13 protein-coding genes are annotated in these 16,456 nt (G+C 57.5%); 4 read left to right on the plus strand and 9 right to left on the minus strand.

The features are described 5' to 3' along the window. Nucleotides 1–121: 121 nt before the first annotated feature. From ACFPDR_RS05665 to ACFPDR_RS05705, 9 genes are all read right to left on the minus strand, one after another. Nucleotides 122–2,890, minus strand: coding sequence for a THUMP domain-containing protein (locus tag ACFPDR_RS05665; protein ID WP_376910787.1), 2,769 nt, complete (start codon nucleotides 2,888–2,890; stop codon nucleotides 122–124). A gap of 10 nt (nucleotides 2,891–2,900) precedes the next feature. Next, nucleotides 2,901–3,317 (minus strand): CopD family protein, encoded by a 417-nt coding sequence (locus tag ACFPDR_RS05670; RefSeq protein ID WP_035272539.1) that lies wholly within the window; start codon nucleotides 3,315–3,317, stop codon nucleotides 2,901–2,903. A gap of 3 nt (nucleotides 3,318–3,320) precedes the next feature. Further along, nucleotides 3,321–4,616: a glutamate-5-semialdehyde dehydrogenase gene (locus ACFPDR_RS05675; protein ID WP_088450488.1), complete on the minus strand. Its 1,296-nt coding sequence runs from the start codon at nucleotides 4,614–4,616 to the stop codon at nucleotides 3,321–3,323. A gap of 68 nt (nucleotides 4,617–4,684) precedes the next feature. Further along, nucleotides 4,685–5,746, minus strand: coding sequence for a DNA polymerase III subunit delta (gene holA / locus ACFPDR_RS05680; protein ID WP_060186927.1), 1,062 nt, complete (start codon nucleotides 5,744–5,746; stop codon nucleotides 4,685–4,687). A 2-nt stretch (nucleotides 5,747–5,748) separates the two neighbouring features. Beyond that, a complete protein-coding gene (gene lptE / locus ACFPDR_RS05685; RefSeq protein ID WP_026483068.1) occupies nucleotides 5,749–6,381 on the minus strand; it encodes an LPS assembly lipoprotein LptE in 633 nt (210 codons plus the stop codon). 2 nt (nucleotides 6,382–6,383) lie between these two features. Next, nucleotides 6,384–9,044, minus strand: coding sequence for a leucine--tRNA ligase (leuS, locus tag ACFPDR_RS05690; protein WP_060186926.1), 2,661 nt, complete (start codon nucleotides 9,042–9,044; stop codon nucleotides 6,384–6,386). A 212-nt stretch (nucleotides 9,045–9,256) separates the two neighbouring features. Then, nucleotides 9,257–9,424: a 50S ribosomal protein L33 gene (gene rpmG / locus ACFPDR_RS05695; RefSeq protein ID WP_003802781.1), complete on the minus strand. Its 168-nt coding sequence runs from the start codon at nucleotides 9,422–9,424 to the stop codon at nucleotides 9,257–9,259. 35 nt (nucleotides 9,425–9,459) lie between these two features. Beyond that, nucleotides 9,460–9,696 carry a 50S ribosomal protein L28 gene (rpmB, locus tag ACFPDR_RS05700; RefSeq protein ID WP_003802782.1) on the minus strand — a complete coding sequence of 79 codons (237 nt, stop codon included), beginning with the start codon at nucleotides 9,694–9,696 and terminating at the stop codon, nucleotides 9,460–9,462. Nucleotides 9,697–9,836: 140 nt separating this feature from the next. Beyond that, the gene (locus ACFPDR_RS05705) at nucleotides 9,837–10,985 is read right to left on the minus strand and encodes a Bcr/CflA family multidrug efflux MFS transporter (RefSeq protein ID WP_088452995.1); all 1,149 of its coding nucleotides are present in this window, start codon (nucleotides 10,983–10,985) and stop codon (nucleotides 9,837–9,839) included. A 350-nt stretch (nucleotides 10,986–11,335) separates the two neighbouring features. Between ACFPDR_RS05705 and ACFPDR_RS05710 the strand changes: the two genes are divergently transcribed. The 4 genes from ACFPDR_RS05710 (at nucleotide 11,336) to ACFPDR_RS05725 (ending at nucleotide 16,453) form a co-directional block, all read left to right on the plus strand. Next, entirely contained in the window at nucleotides 11,336–12,574 is a 1,239-nt protein-coding gene (locus tag ACFPDR_RS05710; protein WP_035274497.1) for a class I SAM-dependent methyltransferase, read from the plus strand. Between the two features lie 539 nt (nucleotides 12,575–13,113). After that, nucleotides 13,114–14,157 (plus strand): ABC transporter substrate-binding protein, encoded by a 1,044-nt coding sequence (locus tag ACFPDR_RS05715; RefSeq protein ID WP_009456480.1) that lies wholly within the window; start codon nucleotides 13,114–13,116, stop codon nucleotides 14,155–14,157. 164 nt (nucleotides 14,158–14,321) lie between these two features. After that, nucleotides 14,322–15,179, plus strand: a complete 858-nt coding sequence (locus ACFPDR_RS05720; protein WP_009456478.1) for an ABC transporter permease — start codon at nucleotides 14,322–14,324, stop codon at nucleotides 15,177–15,179. Then, the gene (locus tag ACFPDR_RS05725) at nucleotides 15,176–16,453 is read left to right on the plus strand and encodes a quaternary amine ABC transporter ATP-binding protein (protein ID WP_009456471.1); all 1,278 of its coding nucleotides are present in this window, start codon (nucleotides 15,176–15,178) and stop codon (nucleotides 16,451–16,453) included. Before ACFPDR_RS05720 ends, ACFPDR_RS05725 begins: the two co-directional genes overlap by 4 nt. The last annotated feature ends 3 nt before the right edge of the window (nucleotides 16,454–16,456 follow it).

The following is a 16,456-nucleotide window of genomic DNA, read 5'->3' on the forward strand; positions in this document are numbered from 1 at the left end:
TCGGGCGGGCCCCAGAAGGGTAGAAAAGTAATCAAGATATGGGGGGCTTGTCTCAATAAACAAGGGCCAAGCCATTTTCATGGACTTGGCCCTTGTTGCCTTGTACAAGACGGCTTGACGCTTATTCGGCGCTGGCTGAGTCTTCGCTGGCGTCCGAGGCTGTCTCGTTATTGCGATAACTGGCCGGAACCATGTCAAAGCAGAACAGACGGCAATCCAGAGCACCGTTGTACAGCGGGTAACGACGCTTGGGCTTGAGGCGCATATGACGTGGCAGCTCCAGGTCGCTGCTGATCATGTTCACGCTCCAGTTGGCGAAGTTTTGCTTGAGGTTGCTGGCCCAGTTTGGCCAGAAGTCCTCGTCCTGATGTTCCAGGCGCTCGCCGTAAGGAGGATTGGTGACAATCCAGCCGGCTTCCGTTTCTGGACGAATCTTGAGGGCATCGCCTTGCTCGAAGCGAATCGTCTCCAGCGTCAGGTGCGAGCGTTCCAGGTTGGAACGGGCTGCATCCAGAACGGTGGAGTTGATGTCGTAGCCAATCAATGGAGTATCCAGACGAGGTGCGATCATGGAGCGCGCTTCGTCTTTGATATCACGCCACAAGCGCTGGTCGTGGCAGCGCAGACGCTCGAAGTGGAAGGGGCGCCAGATGCCGGGAGGCGCTCCCAAAGCCATCCAGGCGGCTTCGATCAGAATCGTGCCACTACCGCAGAAGGGGTCGATCAAAGGCTTGCTGGGGTCCCAGCCAGACAGGGCCAGCAGGCCCGCTGCCAGGTTTTCACGCAAAGGCGCATCGCCCTTGTCGTGACGCCAGCCGCGCTTGAACAGGGACTCGCCACTGGTATCCAGGTAGAAGGTGGCACTGGTCTCGTCCAGGAACAAATGCACCTTGGCATCCGGGCGTACGGTATCGATGGAAGGACGTGCGCCTTCCAGATCACGCAGGCGGTCACAAATCCCGTCTTTGGCGCGCAGATTGCAGTACTGCAAGCTTTGCATGGGGCTGCGTACGGCCGAGGTGTCGACACGCAGTGTCTGCTCGGGGCCAAACCAGCGTTCCCAGGGAGTCACCCGAGCCAGGGCCAGAATGTCCTCTTCGTTGGTGACAGGAGCGTGCGAGACTTCCAGCAAAATGCGTGTCGCCAGTCGCGAGGACAGGTTGGCACGCATGACACCGATCCAGTCCGCATCAAAATGGCAGCCCGCACGGCCGGTTTGAACGTTCTCGTAGCCTAGTGCTTGCAGTTCCAGCGACAGCGCTTCTTCCAGCCCTTGTGGGCAGGGAGCAAACAGACGGTAGCGTTCCCCTTGCAGAGCCTTGACCTGGACGCGCTCGTTTTGCTCGATATTGCTATCGGGCAGGCGCTGACCGGGCTTGGGGGCCTGGGGGCTGTCTACACGCTGAATAGGCGAGACATATTGAGGAAAGGCATCGGAGTCACCGGCCGGGCTAAACAGCTTGCTGGGCATTTTGCCGGCAGGGGTACGCTCCGAAGATTCCTTGTCGCCCTTGAAGGCTGGACGCTCGCGGCGTTCACCCGAGAAATTGCGGCGCTCGCCTGTTTGAGGGCGGCTGTCGCGGTCACGATTGAATGCAGGGCGTTCACGACGCTCACCGGAGAACTCACGACGCTCGCCAGACTGAGGGCGGCTGTCTCGGTCACGGTTGAATGCAGGACGTTCACGACGCTCACCGGAGAATTCACGACGTTCGCCCGATTGCGGACGGCTGTCACGGTCATGGTTGAATGCGGGACGCTCACGGCGTTCACCGGAGAATTCACGACGTTCACCCGATTGCGGACGGCTGTCACGATCGCGGTTGAATGCGGGGCGTTCACGACGCTCGCCGGAGAACTCACGACGTTCGCCCGATTGCGGACGGCCGTCGCGGTCACGGTTGAATGCGGGACGCTCACGGCGTTCACCGGAGAATTCACGACGTTCACCCGATTGCGGACGGCTGTCACGATCGCGGTTGAATGCAGGACGTTCACGACGCTCACCGGAGAATTCACGACGTTCGCCCGATTGCGGACGGCTGTCACGATCGCGGTTGAATGCAGGACGCTCGCGGCGCTCGCCGGAGAACTCACGACGCTCGCCCGATTGGGGACGGCTGTCGCGGTCACGGTTGAATGCGGGACGCTCACGGCGTTCACCGGAGAATTCACGACGCTCACCCGATTGTGGGCGGCTGTCGCGGTCACGGTTGAATGTAGGACGTTCACGGCGTTCGCCCGAGAATTCCCGGCGTTCACCTGAGAACTCACGACGCTCACCCGATTGTGGGCGGCTGTCGCGGTCACGGTTGAATGCAGGACGTTCACGGCGTTCGCCCGAGAATTCCCGGCGTTCACCTGAGAACTCACGACGCTCACCCGATTGTGGACGGCTGTCGCGGTCACGATTGAATGCGGGTCGTTCACGACGTTCGCCCGAGAATTCCCGACGTTCACCGGAGAACTCACGACGCTCGCCTGATTGTGGGCGGCTGTCGCGGTCACGGTTGAATGCGGGGCGTTCACGGCGTTCGCCCGAGAATTCCCGGCGTTCACCGGAGAACTCACGACGCTCGCCTGATTGTGGACGGCTGTCGCGGTCACGGTTAAATGCGGGACGCTCACGGCGTTCACCGGAAAATTCGCGACGCTCGCCCGATTGAGGGCGATCTGCGCGGTCGCGGTTGAAAGAAGGGCGCTCGCGGCGGTCCTGGTCACGTTTCTCTACGTAGGGGCGGGCCTCGCGCTTGGGGCCGCCCTGGCGGTCTTGCTGCAGGCTGGCTGCACGTGCGCGCGCACCCGAGCGCACGCGGGGTTCCGCATTGCTGGCTTTCTTTTTAGTGCCTGGGTTCAGGCTTAGTGTCTTGCGTTCAGATTGGTCTGACATGAATAAGGTATTAGAAGGGTTTTATAACCACCAGGATGAGGACCAGCAGCAGAACGATGACCGGAATTTCATTGAACCAGCGGAAGAATACGTGTGAGCGGCTTTGTTGCCCTTGCTGGAACTGCCGCAGATAGCGTCCGCACACACCGTGAAAGGCAAACAGGATCAAGACCAGGGTCAGTTTGGCGTGCATCCAGCCCTGTCCTTTGCCTATGCCGTAATACAAAAACAATCCCAGGCCTGTCAGCAAAGTCAAAATGGCCAGAGGAGCCATAAAGCGATACAGGCGCCGGGCCATGCCCAGAAGCGTTTCATAGGTCTTGGCATCTTGCTCCTGGGCCAGATTGACATAGATGCGGGGCAAGTAGAACAGCCCTGCAAACCAGGAGGTCACAAACAAGATGTGAAATGTTTTTAGCCAAAGCATGATTTAACCACGCATTTGGCCATTGCCGTGCAAGACCCATTTGTAGGTCGTCAGGCCTTCCAGGCCGACCGGGCCACGGGCATGAAGACGGTTGGTGGAAATGCCGATTTCGGCACCCAGGCCGTACTCGAAGCCGTCGGCAAAACAGGTAGGCAGGTTCACCATGACGGAGCTGGAGTCTACTTCGCGCTGGAAGCGTTCGGCCAGGCTCAGGTTTTCCGTCACGATGGATTCGGTGTGCTCGGAGCTGTACTGTGCGATATGGTCCATGGCCTGGTCCATGGAGTCCACAATGCGGATTGCCAGAATGGCCGCGGCAAATTCGGTTTCCCAGTCTTCCTCGGTAGCAGGGGCCACATTGGCAACCAGGGCACGGGTCTGCTCACAGCCACGCAGTTCCACCCCTTTTTCCTGCAATTGGCGGGCCATTTCTGGCAGGAAAGCGGGTGCAATGCTGCGGTGAACCAGCAAGGTTTCCATGGTGCCGCAAATACCGTAGCGGTAGGTCTTGGCGTTGAATACGATGCGGGTCGCTTTTTCCAGATCGGCAAATTCGTCCACATAGACGTGGCAGTTGCCGTCCAGGTGCTTGATCAGAGGAACCGTGGCTTCGGCGCTCAGTCGTTGGATCAGGCTCTTGCCACCACGCGGGACAATGACGTCCACGTAGTCGTTCATGGTTACGAGCAGGCCAACAGCATCGCGGTCCGTGGTGGGAACCACTTGCACGGCTTCTTTGGGCAAACCAGCACGTTCCAGGCTGCTGGAGATGATCTGCGCCAGGGCCTGGTTGGAATGAAAGGCTTCGCTACCACCGCGCAGAATCGTGGCGTTGCCCGATTTCAGGCACAGGGCAGCGGCGTCAATAGTCACATTGGGGCGCGACTCGTAAATGATGCCGATGACACCCAAAGGGACACGCATCTGAGCCACGCGCATGCCATTCGGGCGGGTACGCGAGGCGCTGATCTGGCCAACCGGATCATCCATATCGGCAATTTGACGCAGGCCGGTGGTCATGATCTCCAGGGCGCGGTCGGACAGGACCAGGCGTTCGATCATGGCCGGGGCAATCTGACGTTCACGTGCCGCTTGCAAGTCCAGCTCGTTGGCTGCTTGCAACTGGGCTTTTTGCTCAATCAGGGCATCAGCCATATAGCGCAGGGCGTCGGCCTTGGCTTTGCCTGTAGCGGCGCGCATACGACGGGCAGCAAGCTGGGCGCGCTTGCCCAAATCTTGCATCATGGAAGACAGATCGCCGACCTGGGTGGCGGCAGAGGACTGGGTGATATCGTTCATAGCCGTGTAACTCTCCGGTTCAAGAGAGCATTATCGCAACAATTAAGAAGTTAAGGGGTATCGGACGCTTAACGGCGGGGCGCTTGTGTCGCGACCGCGATACGCATGGTCAGGCGGCGCATTTCTTCCCACGGGTCTTGCTGACGTCCGTTGGGGTGCAGGCCTTTGATCAAACGGTCTATATCGTGTGCATGCAGAACCGAAGCGGGCCAGCTTTGAGGCGGGATACGGTCCAGGGCCTGACGAACGAGTTTTTCACGCGGGCCAAAAATGCGGTATTGGCGAAACAGGTTGGACAGGTCCTGTCCTTGCTGACGCGCTTGTGACAAGCGGGCCAAGGTACGCACTTCTTCGCCTACAGCCCACAAGACCAGGGGTAGGGCTTCGCCTTCTGCCTGCAAGCCATCAAGCACCGTCAGGGCGCGTTGACTGTGACCTGCCAGCATGGAGTCACGCAGATCAAACACGCTGTAGCGGGCTACGTTCAGAACCGCGTTTTCCAGTTCTTCCTGACTAAGCTGGCCTGGTGGGTAAATCAGGGCCAGTTTTTGAATTTCCTGATGGGCGGCCAGCAGGTTGCCTTCAACCTTGTCAGCCATCCATTCCAGGCTGTTGCGCTCCAGGCTTTGGTCCTGGGCTTTCAGGCGCTGGGCAATCCAGCCTGCCAGAGAGTTGCGGTTGATGGGCTGAATATCAACCCAGCAGGCCACTTGTTCCAGAGCCTGACACCATTTGCTGTTGCGTGTAGCTTTGTCCAGCCGGGGAAGTTGAATCAGAAAGCTGGTGCCATCCATTTGCCCCCCGCTGATCAGCTCGCACAGCTTTTGCAGGGCGTCGCCGCCTGGCTTGCCAGGTTTGCCGCTGGGAATATTGACATCCACCAGTTTTTGATCGCCAAACAGGGAAATGTTCTGGGCTACAGCAAACAGCTGCGACCAGTCGGCCCGTGCATCCAGGGTAAAACTGCTGCGTTCGGTAAAGCCGTCCTGGCGGGCGCGGGCGCGCACCGCATCCGCCGCTTCAACCAGCAACAGAGGCTCGTCACCGGACACCACATAAAGCGGTTGAAAGGCTGCGGATGGCGTGGCCAGCTCGCGCAGCAAGGTGTCGTGGTCGGCCCTGCGTCCCATTCTTACAGCGGAGCCTGTTGTCGAGTGGGCAGCAGTTCCATCTCTTCCATGGAGCTGGCCTCTGGTTGGCTGCTTATGTAATGGTAGGCGCTGGTCACGTCGGGCGAACTCAAGCGACGCACAATGCGATTGATCAAAGACTGTTCCATATCGCGGAAAATCATCTCGATTTCGCTATCTTTGGCTTGTACAGCCTCGGCATCGTACGGTACTTCACGAATGACGTTCAGTGTTGTGGGCGGCAGGATCACGCGGCCTTTGGCGTCCAGCAGCTCGAACACAAAGGTCAGTTGCAGTTCGTACTCTTCCACCTGGCCTTTGGCGTTGATGGAGATTTCGCGTTGATTACGGCTGTGGGAGAGTTGTTGCAAGATGGCTTCAGCGTCTTGCGGGCGCTCCACAAAGCGGGTTTGCGGTGAACTGGCCGACAAGGTTCGACGCAGATTCGCGCCAAACGCACTGTTGTCCGTAATGTTGGTGTAAATCGTGTCGAACGGCAGCGGGGCTACCCCTTTCAGGTGAAAGCCACACGCTGTCAGAACAACACTGAGCAGGATCATCAAGCCCGCCAGTCCCCAGAACCTGGGTGCAGGAACAGACAAGGAGCTGGAAGGAAGCAGGCGGGCTAGGTGCATGATTAACCTACGACGTTAACGAGTTTGCCAGGCACCACAATGATGCGCTTGGCGGGGCGGCCTTCCAGATACTTGAGCACGGCAGCGTGTTCGGCTGCGGCTTGTTCAATGGCGGCTTTTTCCGCTCCCTGAGGCACGACCAATGAACCGCGCAGCTTGCCATTGACTTGCAGCATCAGCTCCACTTCGTCGGCAATCAGGGCTTGTTCATCCACAGCAGGCCATTGGGCGTCGAGCATATCGCCCAGGCTGTCTGCCCAACCCAGTTCACGCCACAACTGCCAGGTGATGTGAGGGACGACAGGGTACAGCACGCGCAACAGAATGGACGTGGTTTCAGCCAGTGCACGTTGTGCGGCGGGAGTGTCTTCCCATTGAGTCTGCTCCAGGGTGTTGAGCATCTTCATGCAAGCCGAAACCACGGTGTTGTATTGAATACGCTCGTAGTCGTAATTGGCTTGCTTGAGCAAGGAGTGAATTTCCAGACGGGTACGCTTGGCGGCCGCATCCAGATCGCTCCAGTCGGTGGCTTGTTGGGCGTTGCCAGCGCGCAGAGCATCGGCGTGGTTATAGCAGAAGGCCCACAGGCGACGCAGGAAGCGGTTGGCGCCATCCACGCCCGAATCCGACCACTCCAGGGTTTGCTCTGGCGGGCTGGCAAACATGATGAACAGGCGGGCGGTATCCGCGCCCAGCGTGTCGATCAGGGATTGGGGGTCCACGCCGTTATTCTTGGACTTGGACATGGTGCCGATGCCGTTGTATTGCACGGGCTGACCATCGCTCTTCAAACGGGCACCGATAATCGCGCCTTTTTCGTCGTAGACGTTTTCGACGGTTTCAGGCCAGAAGTACTCGATACCACCTTGAGGTGTGCGGCGGGTGTAGCTGTGGTTCAGCACCATGCCCTGGCACAGCAGGCGGGTGAAGGGCTCGTCAATCTTGACCAGGCCCATGTCGCGCATGACTTTGGTCCAGAAGCGGGCGTACAGCAAGTGCAGCACAGCGTGTTCGATACCACCGATGTACTGATCCATGGGCATCCAGTAGTCGGTGCGTGGATCGGTCATGGAGTCGTTCAGTTTGGGCGTGGTGTAGCGCAGGAAGTACCAGGACGAGTCCACAAAGGTGTCCATGGTGTCCGTTTCGCGACGTGCAGGCTTGCCGCAAGAAGGGCAGGTGCACTTCAGGAAAGCTTCGTGCTTGTTCAGCGGGTTGCCGCTGCCATCGGGAATCAGCTCTTCGGGCAGAACCACGGGCAGGTCTTTTTCTGGAACGGGAACCGGGCCGCAATCCTCGCAGTGGATGATCGGGATCGGGGTGCCCCAGTAACGCTGACGGGAAATGCCCCAGTCGCGCAGACGGTAGGTGGTTTGTTTCTCGCCCAGCTCTTGAGCATTCAGGTCTGCCGCAATTGCGTCCACGGCGGCGGCATGCGCCAGGCCGTCGTACTTGCCGGAATTGATGGTTTGGCCTTGCTGCTTGTCGCCGTACCAGTCTTGCCATTGAGTGGCGTCGTACTCTTTGCCTTCAACGCCAATCACTTGTTGAATAGGCAATTGGTATTTCAGGGCAAAGGCGAAGTCGCGCTCGTCGTGAGCAGGCACGCCCATGACGGCACCGTCGCCGTAGCTCATCAAGACGTAGTTACCGACCCAGACAGGAACGTCTACACCGGTCAGTGGATGCTTGACGCTCAGGCCGGTGGGCAGACCTTCTTTTTCACGGGTGGCCATGTCGGCTTCCGTGGTGCCGCCTTTCTTGCATTCTTCAATAAAGGCAGTCAGCTCGGGATTGTTGCGGGCAGCCAGGGCAGCCAGCGGGTGTTCAGGGGCAACAGCACAGAAGGTAACGCCCATGATGGTGTCCACGCGGGTGGTGAACACGTACAGACGACCGTCCTGAATCAGTTGGCCTTGCTCGTCACGAATATCGTGAGGGAAGGCAAAGCGCACACCCTGGCTCTTGCCGATCCAGTTTTCCTGCATCAGGCGCACACGCTCGGGCCAGCCGGGCAGGCCGGTCTTCACGGTGTCCAGCAGCTCTTCAGCGTAGTCGGTAATGCGCAGGTAGTAGCCGGGGATTTCACGCTTTTCAACCAGCGCGCCCGAGCGCCAGCCACGGCCTTCAATAACCTGTTCGTTGGCCAGAACGGTTTGATCCACCGGATCCCAGTTCACAGTCTGGGTCTTGCGGTAGGCAATGCCTTTTTCCAGCATCTTCAGGAACAGCCACTGGTTCCATTTGTAGTATTCGGGATCGCAGGCACACATTTCACGCGACCAGTCGATGGCCAGACCCATCGCCTGCATCTGCTTTTTCATGTAGGCGATGTTGTCGTAAGTCCACTTGGCGGGCGGAACCTGCGATTTGATGGCGGCGTTTTCAGCGGGCATGCCAAAGGCATCCCAGCCCATGGGCATGAGAACGTTAAAACCGCGCATGCGTAGCTGGCGCGCCATCATGTCGTTGATGGTGTAGTTGCGCACGTGGCCCATGTGTAGCTTGCCACTGGGGTAGGGCAGCATGGAGCATGCGTAAAACTTGGGTTTGAGCGAGCCATCGGGAGCGGTGGCATTTTCGACGGCGCGATAGGCGTCCCGATCGGTCCAGTTTTGCTGAGCGAGTTGTTCAACCTCGCTGGGGTTGTAACGTTCCTGCATGAGTGGCAATACCGTTTTAGACAAAAGTAAAGGAGTATCCGCCATTATACGGGGCAAATCTCGCTGTGGACGGCTGCAAGGTGGGCAGTGTGCATGAGCGTAATGGCAGACAGGAGGCAGGCCTGTCACAGCAGCCTGTGAAGGGCAAAAAAAACCCCTGCAGGGCAGGGGCTTTTTTTGAAAACCAATCCGCTGCAGGAGCGGTGCGCGAATTAACGCAACTTGGTTTCTTTGTACTCGACGTGCTTGCGAACGACGGGGTCAAATTTCTTGATCACCATCTTTTCAGGCATGTTGCGCTTGTTTTTGGTGGTGGTGTAGAAGTGACCGGTGCCGGCGGACGATTCGAGTTTGATTTTTTCGCGTATACCTTTAGCCATGATGAGCTCCTGGTTAAATGTTTAAGAAGCGCAGCTTAGTATTTTTCGCCGCGGGAGCGCATTTCGGCCAGAACGGAGTCGATACCGTTCTTGTCGATGGTGCGGATAGCGTTAGCGGAAACGCGCAGGCGAACCCAGCGGTTTTCACTTTCAACCCAGAAACGACGGGACTGCAGGTTTGGCAGGAAGCGACGCTTGGTTTTATTGTTGGCGTGCGAAACATTGTTGCCCGACATTGGGCCTTTTCCGGTCACTTGGCATACGCGTGCCATGGTCATACCCCTTGAGATCTAAATCAGCCTCCGCTAAACGAAAAAAGCCGCGGGCGATTGTAAAATTAGGATCGTGTTAACCCCAGTGCTGGGGTACAAAGAAGATTATTCTAATATGGAAAAATCACTTAGATCAAGTTTTACCGTGCTTTCCTTGCTGCGTTGCGGCCAAACAGCCACGATAAGACGGCACAACTGGCCAATACGGCGGTCAATGGCAAAGCATTGGAAGAGGACCAGCTGCTGACCGCAAAACCGGCCAGCGCACCACAAAGCATTTGCAAAGCGCCCATCAGGGCCGAGGCCGTTCCCAGGCGATGGCCTTGTTCAGACAGGGCCAGGGCCGCGGAATTGGGGTTCACAAAGCCTTGGCACGCCATAAAGCCCATCAGCGTCACCATCAGCCAGGTCAGGTCCAGTACGCCCAGCAGGGTCAGAACGGCACCCAGCAGGGTAAAGATCACTTGCAGTCCCTGTGCCACGCGCAGCAAAGTGGGCGGGCTGTACGTATTGAGCAAACGGGCGCTGACTTGAGAGAAAACAATCAGACAGGCGGCATTCGCGCCAAAATAAAAACCGAAATGGCGCGGCTCGACTGCAAATAAATCAATAAAGACGCGTGGCGATCCGGCGATATAGGCAAACATGCCTGCAGAACTGAAACCGGCGGCCAGCGAATAAAACATGAAAGGCCGGTCGCGTAACAAGGCACTGTAATTATGGACAATCAGTTTGGGTTGCAGTGGCAGGACTCGTTCGGGGGTCAGGGACTCTTTCATGGTGAAAAAAGTCAGCAGCCACAAGAGCACGCCACAGCCAGCCATGAAGTAGAAAATACCGCGCCAGTCGCTAAACAGCAGGATCTGACCACCGATCAGCGGGGCCAGAATAGGCATGACGCCCATAATCAGCATCAGCATGGACAGGGCGCGGGCGGCTTCACGGGTCTCGAAACGATCCCGGATCACGGCACGGGGAATAGCCATGCCAGCGGCACCGCCAAAGGCCTGCACAATGCGCCACACGGTCAATTCATCAATATCGCTGGCGCGTGCACAGAAAAAGGAAGCGGTGGTGAAAATCAGCACGCCCAGCAGCAAGGGCAGCTTGCGCCCGAAGCGGTCGGCCATGGGGCCGTACACTAATTGAGCCACGCCCACACCCAGCAAGAAACCCGCCAGCGTGCGCTCTACCATGCCCGCCGAGGTGTTCAGACTCTGAGCCATTGCCGGGAAGGCGGGCAGGTACATATCAATGGCCAGGGGCCCCAGGGCAGTGAGCAGCCCCATCAAGATGAGCCAAGGGGGAAATGCAGGGGAGTGGTTGCGTGTCATCGGGCCAAGTATTAAGGTGGGGCAGATCCTGGCCGAGAGCCTGAACCCACTACCCTGTGCCGAGCATCAATGCAAACCGATGCAATGGGCCAAAGGCAGGCAGTTTAGCATGGGGCAAGGTCAATTCCGGTCTAAGTGCTTTAGGTGTGAAGCACATGATTCGTGACTTTGACGCAACGGATTCAGGGGCTGATTGTATTAGGCTACAGGATTGACAGCTTACGGGCGGTGTGTCGAAAGAGGCGACACATTGTCATCTTTGTTTGTTTACATACAAGGAGGCGAAGTTGAGTTCAATTTCATCAATGGTCCAGGCCAAATTAGATCAACTCAGCATCCCGGTTCGGCTGACCTTGCCCAACGGCGAGCAAGTTGGCACGGCTGATGCAGCGGTTCATCTGATTATTAAAGATAATGCCACCTTGGCGCAGCTGGCCGCAGGGCAATCCGGGCAGTTGGGAGAAGCCTACGTGGAAGGGCGTATGGACTTTGAGGGCTCCATGCGGGATCTGATGCAGCTGGCAGCGGATATTTTGCCGGGCTCTCCGGTTGACGCTGCCCAGGCAGGCTGGCTGACTTCCATCGTCAAGCACCTGACCTCGGTTTGGCGTCACTCCCAGGAAAGGGATGCCAAACAGATCCAGTTTCATTACGACTTATCGGACGATTTCTACGCCTTGTGGCTGGACCCGCGTCGGGTCTACTCCTGCGCCTATTACCGCGAACCGGACATGACGCTGGCGCAGGCTCAGGAAGCCAAGCTGGACCATATTTGCCGCAAGCTGCGTCTGCAATCGGGCGAGCGCTTTCTGGATGTGGGGGCCGGGTGGGGCGGGCTGCTGATGTGGGCGGCTGAGAACTACGATGTGGACGTGACGGGCATCACCTTGTCCCGTAACCAGCATGCCTATGTGAACGGGCTGATCGAGCAGAAAGGTCTGTCGGGCCGGGCCCGCATGATGTTGCTGGATTATCGCGAGCTGGATGAACTCAAGCCTTATGACAAGCTGGCCTCGGTCGGGATGTTCGAGCACGTGGGCCGCGCCCAGCTCAGCGCCTATTTCGACAAGTTGCGCCGTTTGGTCAAACCCGGTGGTTTGATTCTGAATCACGGCATTACGGCCGGTGGCGTGGACAATAGCCAGCTGGGTGCCGGGATGGGCGACTTTATCGAGAAATACATTTTCCCCGGCGGAGAGCTGACCCATATCAGCCATGTGCTGCGTCATCTGGCCGAAGGTGGTCTGGAAGGCCTGGACATTGAGAATCTGCGTCCGCACTATGCGCGCACGTTGTGGGCCTGGAGCGATGCCTTGGAAAGTCAGTTGGACAAGGCCAAGGCCACGCTGGATTCCGAGCAGGGTCAAAAATCCTTGCGTGCTTACCGGGTTTATCTGGCTGGTTGCGCCATGGGTTTTGAGCATGGCTGGATTGCCCTGCATCAAGTTTTGGCTCAGGCGCAAAGTGCTGGGCGGGCACAGGAGCTGGATTACGCGCCAGACCTGGTGTATCCATGGCGTCGGGACTATATGTACCAGCGTTAGAGGGCGCGGTCTGGAGGGGCAAATGACAAGGCTTTAGGCCTTGTCATTTGTCTTTTTTGGGGCTGCTTTTACGCCACTCCATCAATTCTGAATTAATAAGTAACAAAAAAAAGTTTAGAAAAACGCTAAAACCACGCCAAACAAGGGTTTTGTTGCGTTTTTGCCATTGACATATTCCAAGATTTTGATGGTTTTGCGCGGTAAGAATTTGTTTTTGATTGCAAAGGCCCGTAGAATGGCCTCCTTACCAGATTCATCAATTCGATCTAGAACCGCCTGAAACTGCGTGTTCTATTCGCACCAAATCATCGCCCCGCGCGGTGTAACCCTGGCCCAGCCGTTTTGTTTCGGTCAAGGCAGCGAACAGTACAAGAAGGGCTCAGCCCTGAATATTGTTCCGGGTTTTTCGTGAGTGCCTGGCACTCGCTCTATACGTAGGTATGTATTGGCGATAAGAGCATCGTCTTCCGCACACCCCTTTAGCCTTGGCGCCGACTGATCATGCAGGACGCGTCCACAGTAACTCAAGGAGGAGCATCATGTCTTCATACTTCCCTCACGCCGGTGCCAAGTCGCGCTTGCACCGCTTTCCCCTGATTCAAGCCTCTGTGCTGACCAGCGTGTTGCTGGGTTTGTCGTCCGCCGCACAAGCCGCTACCCCGGTTGCCTGCGAACTGGACCGCACGGTTCGCTTTGGCGGCATGAATTGGGAATCCAATCTGGTCTTGACTGAAGTCGAGCGTTTTATCGCTGACAAGGGTTATGGCTGCAAGACTGAGGTCATCTCGGTCGAGACGCTTCCGGCCTTGGCCGCATTGGAGCGAGGCGACCTGGATGTCAACACTGAAATCTGGCTCAACAGTGTGGCGGACCCCTGGAAACAGGCTGAAGCCAAGGGAAATGTAAAACGTATTGGCGATATTTATATGGGTGGCGAAGCCTGGTTCATTCCACGCTACACCGCCGAGCGCCTGCCTGAATTGAAGTCCGCTGCGGACTTGCCCAAGTTCAAGGATGAATTCAAGGACCCTGAAGAACCCGGTAAAGGCCGCTTCTATGGCTGCCCGGCAGGTTGGGGTTGTGAAGTGGTCAGCGGCAATCTGTTCAATGCCCTGAAGCTGGGTGATACCTTCACCTTGTTCTCGCCCGGTACGGGTGCCACGCAGAAAGCGGCTCTGACCTCTGCTTATCAGCGCAAGGAAAACGTGGTGTTCTACTACTGGTATCCGACACCGCTGGTGGGCTCCATGGATCTGGTCAAGCTGGAACTGCCCGCTTATGACGAGAAAAAGCACGGGTGTCTGACGGACCCGGATTGTGCCAATCCAGAGCCTAGCGATTACCCCGAAAATCCGGTGTTCACTGCTGTGAATACGGAGTTCTCCAAGCAGGCTCCCGAACTGACGGCCTTCCTGGCCAATGTCAGCATGCCCCTGGAGCTGATGAACGACACCATGGCCCACATGGAAAAAACCGAAGGCGAGCCTGAGGATGTGGCGCACTGGTTCCTGAAAGAGCACGAGGACACCTGGTCCAAGTGGGTGCCCATGGAAGTGGCTCAGCGCGTAAAAGCCGCTCTTTAGTATTCGTGTCGTTGTAGGGCGAGGCCGGCCTCGGTGACTGCACCCCATGTGGGTGCGGGTACTGAGCCGTACCTCGCTTTTCTGCCTGGTCCCATTGTGGCCGGCAGGCTCATGGCCGGGCGATATGCCCGCGCCGCATGCACGAGTTTTACGGAGTGTTTTTTATGTTTCCTGAGTTGATTGATCCGCGCGCCTTACGTTTGCCCATCGATCAGTTCGTGGGTGATCTGGTTGCCAATTATTCCAGTACCTTGCGCGCCATGACCCAGCCTTTGCTGGACATGCTGGTCTTTATGGAGTCCATCTTGCGCAGCAGTCCCTGGTGGGCCGTTGTGCTGGTGGTGGTCGTTCTGGGCTGGGCTGCCAGCCGTCGCGTCCTGTTTTCCGTGGCCATGGGTGCCATGCTGTTCGTCATTGGTTTGATCGGCCTGTGGGATGCTGCCATGCAGACCCTGGCGCTGATGATCGTGGCCGTTTTCCTGTCTGTCCTGATAGGCATACCGCTAGGTCTGTTGATGGCCAGCTTCAACTGGCTGCGCCGCATCATGATGCCGGTGCTGGACGTGATGCAAACCATGCCCAGCTTTGTGTATCTGATTCCGGTAGTGATGCTGTTCAACCTGGGCAAGATCGCCGCCCTGATTGCCACCATTATTTACGCCATTGCGCCGGTAATTCGTCTGACCGATCTGGGTATACGCCTGGTCGACAGCGAAGTGCTGGAAGCCTCGCGCTCCTTCGGGTCCAACCGCTGGCAGCAGCTCTACGGGGTGCAATTGCCATTGGCCATGCCCAACATCATGGCGGGTATTAACCAGACAACCATGATGGCGCTGGCCATGGTAGTGATCGCCTCCATGATTGGTGTGCGAGGTTTGGGCTACGAAGTGCTGCAAGGTATCAACCGACTGCAAGTAGGCCGTGGCCTGATGGCCGGTTTGGGTATTGTGCTGCTGGCTATTCTGTTTGACCGTATCACACAAGAATTTGGCCGCCGATTTCAGACACGGGAGGCCTCATGAGCAAGATTGAAGTTCGCAATATCTACAAAATCTTTGGCTCCCAACCCGAGCGCTGGCTGGAAGAGGCCCGCAACGGTGTGCGCAAGGACGAGCTACTGGCCAAAAGCGGCCACACCTTGGGGCTACGTGACATCAGCCTGTCCATTGAACATGGCAGCATTTACGTCATCATGGGTTTGTCCGGTTCGGGCAAGTCCACCCTGATCCGCCATTTCAACCGCCTGATCGAACCGACAGCCGGGCAGATTCTGGTCGATGATGTGGATGTGATGAGCCTGGATGGCAAGGCGCTGATGCAGTTCCGCCAGCAAAAGATCAGCATGGTCTTTCAGCGTTTTGGCCTGTTCCCGCATCGCACGGTGCTGGAGAACGCGGCTTACGGTCTGCAAGTGCAGGGCATAGGACGTGCCGCCCGTGAAGAGAAAGCCACTTACTGGCTGGAGCAGGTAGGGCTTCAAGGCTTCGAGAATCAGTATCCGCATCAGTTGTCTGGCGGTATGCAGCAACGTGTGGGTCTGGCACGTGCCTTGGCCACCGATGCCGACATTCTTCTGATGGACGAAGCCTTCTCTGCGCTGGATCCGCTGATTCGACGTGAAATGCAGGACCAGTTGTTGGAACTGCAGGCCCGTTTGAACAAGACCATTGTGTTTATTACGCATGATCTGGACGAAGCGCTGCGTCTGGGCAATCGGATTGCCATTCTTAAAGATGGTGAACTGATCCAGGAAGGCTCGCCCGAGGATATTCTGCTCTCGCCCGCCAGCGATTATGTGCAGGCCTTCTTGCAGGATGTGAACCGCAGCAAAGTGCTGAACGCTGCTCATGCGGTGCGCGATTCCAGCAAGACGCTGACCTTCACCATGCGTACCCGTGCTGTTCATGCGCTGGAGCGCTTGAGCGAACGGGGCGTGCGTTATGCGCCTGTGCTCGATGGCAAGCGTCTGGCCGGTGTCTTGATGCGTTCCAGTGCTCAAGAGGCGGTGCAGCAAGGTGCACGGGATATTTCCGGTTTTGTGGACGAGATGAGTTCCGTGCCCGCCACCATGGGTCTGGATGAAATCCTGGGGCAATTGCTGCGTAGCAGCGAACCTTTGGCCGTCACGGGCGAGAACGACGAGTTCCTGGGCCTGCTCTCGCGCAGCAAGGTTGTGGACCTGGTCAGCCCGCTTATTGATGCGGTTGAAGCGTCGCCGGATGCGGCTGCCGAGTCGACTCCGAGCGATACTGCCAAGATCGTGGAAGCAATTGAAGGCAGTAAACCTGCTGCCTGAGTT

Origin of the sequence: Alcaligenes sp. GCM10023179, assembly GCF_042653705.1 — a bacterium.
GTDB classification, from domain to species: Bacteria; Pseudomonadota; Gammaproteobacteria; order Burkholderiales; family Burkholderiaceae_B; genus Alcaligenes; species Alcaligenes phenolicus.

Excerpts from the sequence above, each read along its gene's own strand:
- ACFPDR_RS05665 (WP_376910787.1), bottom strand. The coding sequence starts at position 2,890 with ATGTCAGACCAATCTGAACGCAAGACACTAAGCCTGAACCCAGGCACT.
- ACFPDR_RS05725 (WP_009456471.1), top strand. The coding sequence starts at position 15,176 with ATGAGCAAGATTGAAGTTCGCAATATCTACAAAATCTTTGGCTCCCAA.
- ACFPDR_RS05705 (WP_088452995.1), bottom strand. The coding sequence starts at position 10,985 with ATGGGGCTGCTCACTGCCCTGGGGCCCCTGGCCATTGATATGTACCTG.
- ACFPDR_RS05710 (WP_035274497.1), top strand. The coding sequence starts at position 11,336 with ATGGTCCAGGCCAAATTAGATCAACTCAGCATCCCGGTTCGGCTGACC.
- ACFPDR_RS05675 (WP_088450488.1), bottom strand. The coding sequence starts at position 4,616 with ATGAACGATATCACCCAGTCCTCTGCCGCCACCCAGGTCGGCGATCTG.
- rpmG (WP_003802781.1), bottom strand. The coding sequence starts at position 9,424 with ATGGCTAAAGGTATACGCGAAAAAATCAAACTCGAATCGTCCGCCGGC.
- ACFPDR_RS05670 (WP_035272539.1), bottom strand. The coding sequence starts at position 3,317 with ATGCTTTGGCTAAAAACATTTCACATCTTGTTTGTGACCTCCTGGTTT.
- lptE (WP_026483068.1), bottom strand. The coding sequence starts at position 6,381 with ATGCACCTAGCCCGCCTGCTTCCTTCCAGCTCCTTGTCTGTTCCTGCA.
- holA (WP_060186927.1), bottom strand. The coding sequence starts at position 5,746 with ATGGGACGCAGGGCCGACCACGACACCTTGCTGCGCGAGCTGGCCACG.
- rpmB (WP_003802782.1), bottom strand. The coding sequence starts at position 9,696 with ATGGCACGCGTATGCCAAGTGACCGGAAAAGGCCCAATGTCGGGCAAC.
- leuS (WP_060186926.1), bottom strand. The coding sequence starts at position 9,044 with ATGCAGGAACGTTACAACCCCAGCGAGGTTGAACAACTCGCTCAGCAA.
- ACFPDR_RS05715 (WP_009456480.1), top strand. The coding sequence starts at position 13,114 with ATGTCTTCATACTTCCCTCACGCCGGTGCCAAGTCGCGCTTGCACCGC.
- ACFPDR_RS05720 (WP_009456478.1), top strand. The coding sequence starts at position 14,322 with ATGTTTCCTGAGTTGATTGATCCGCGCGCCTTACGTTTGCCCATCGAT.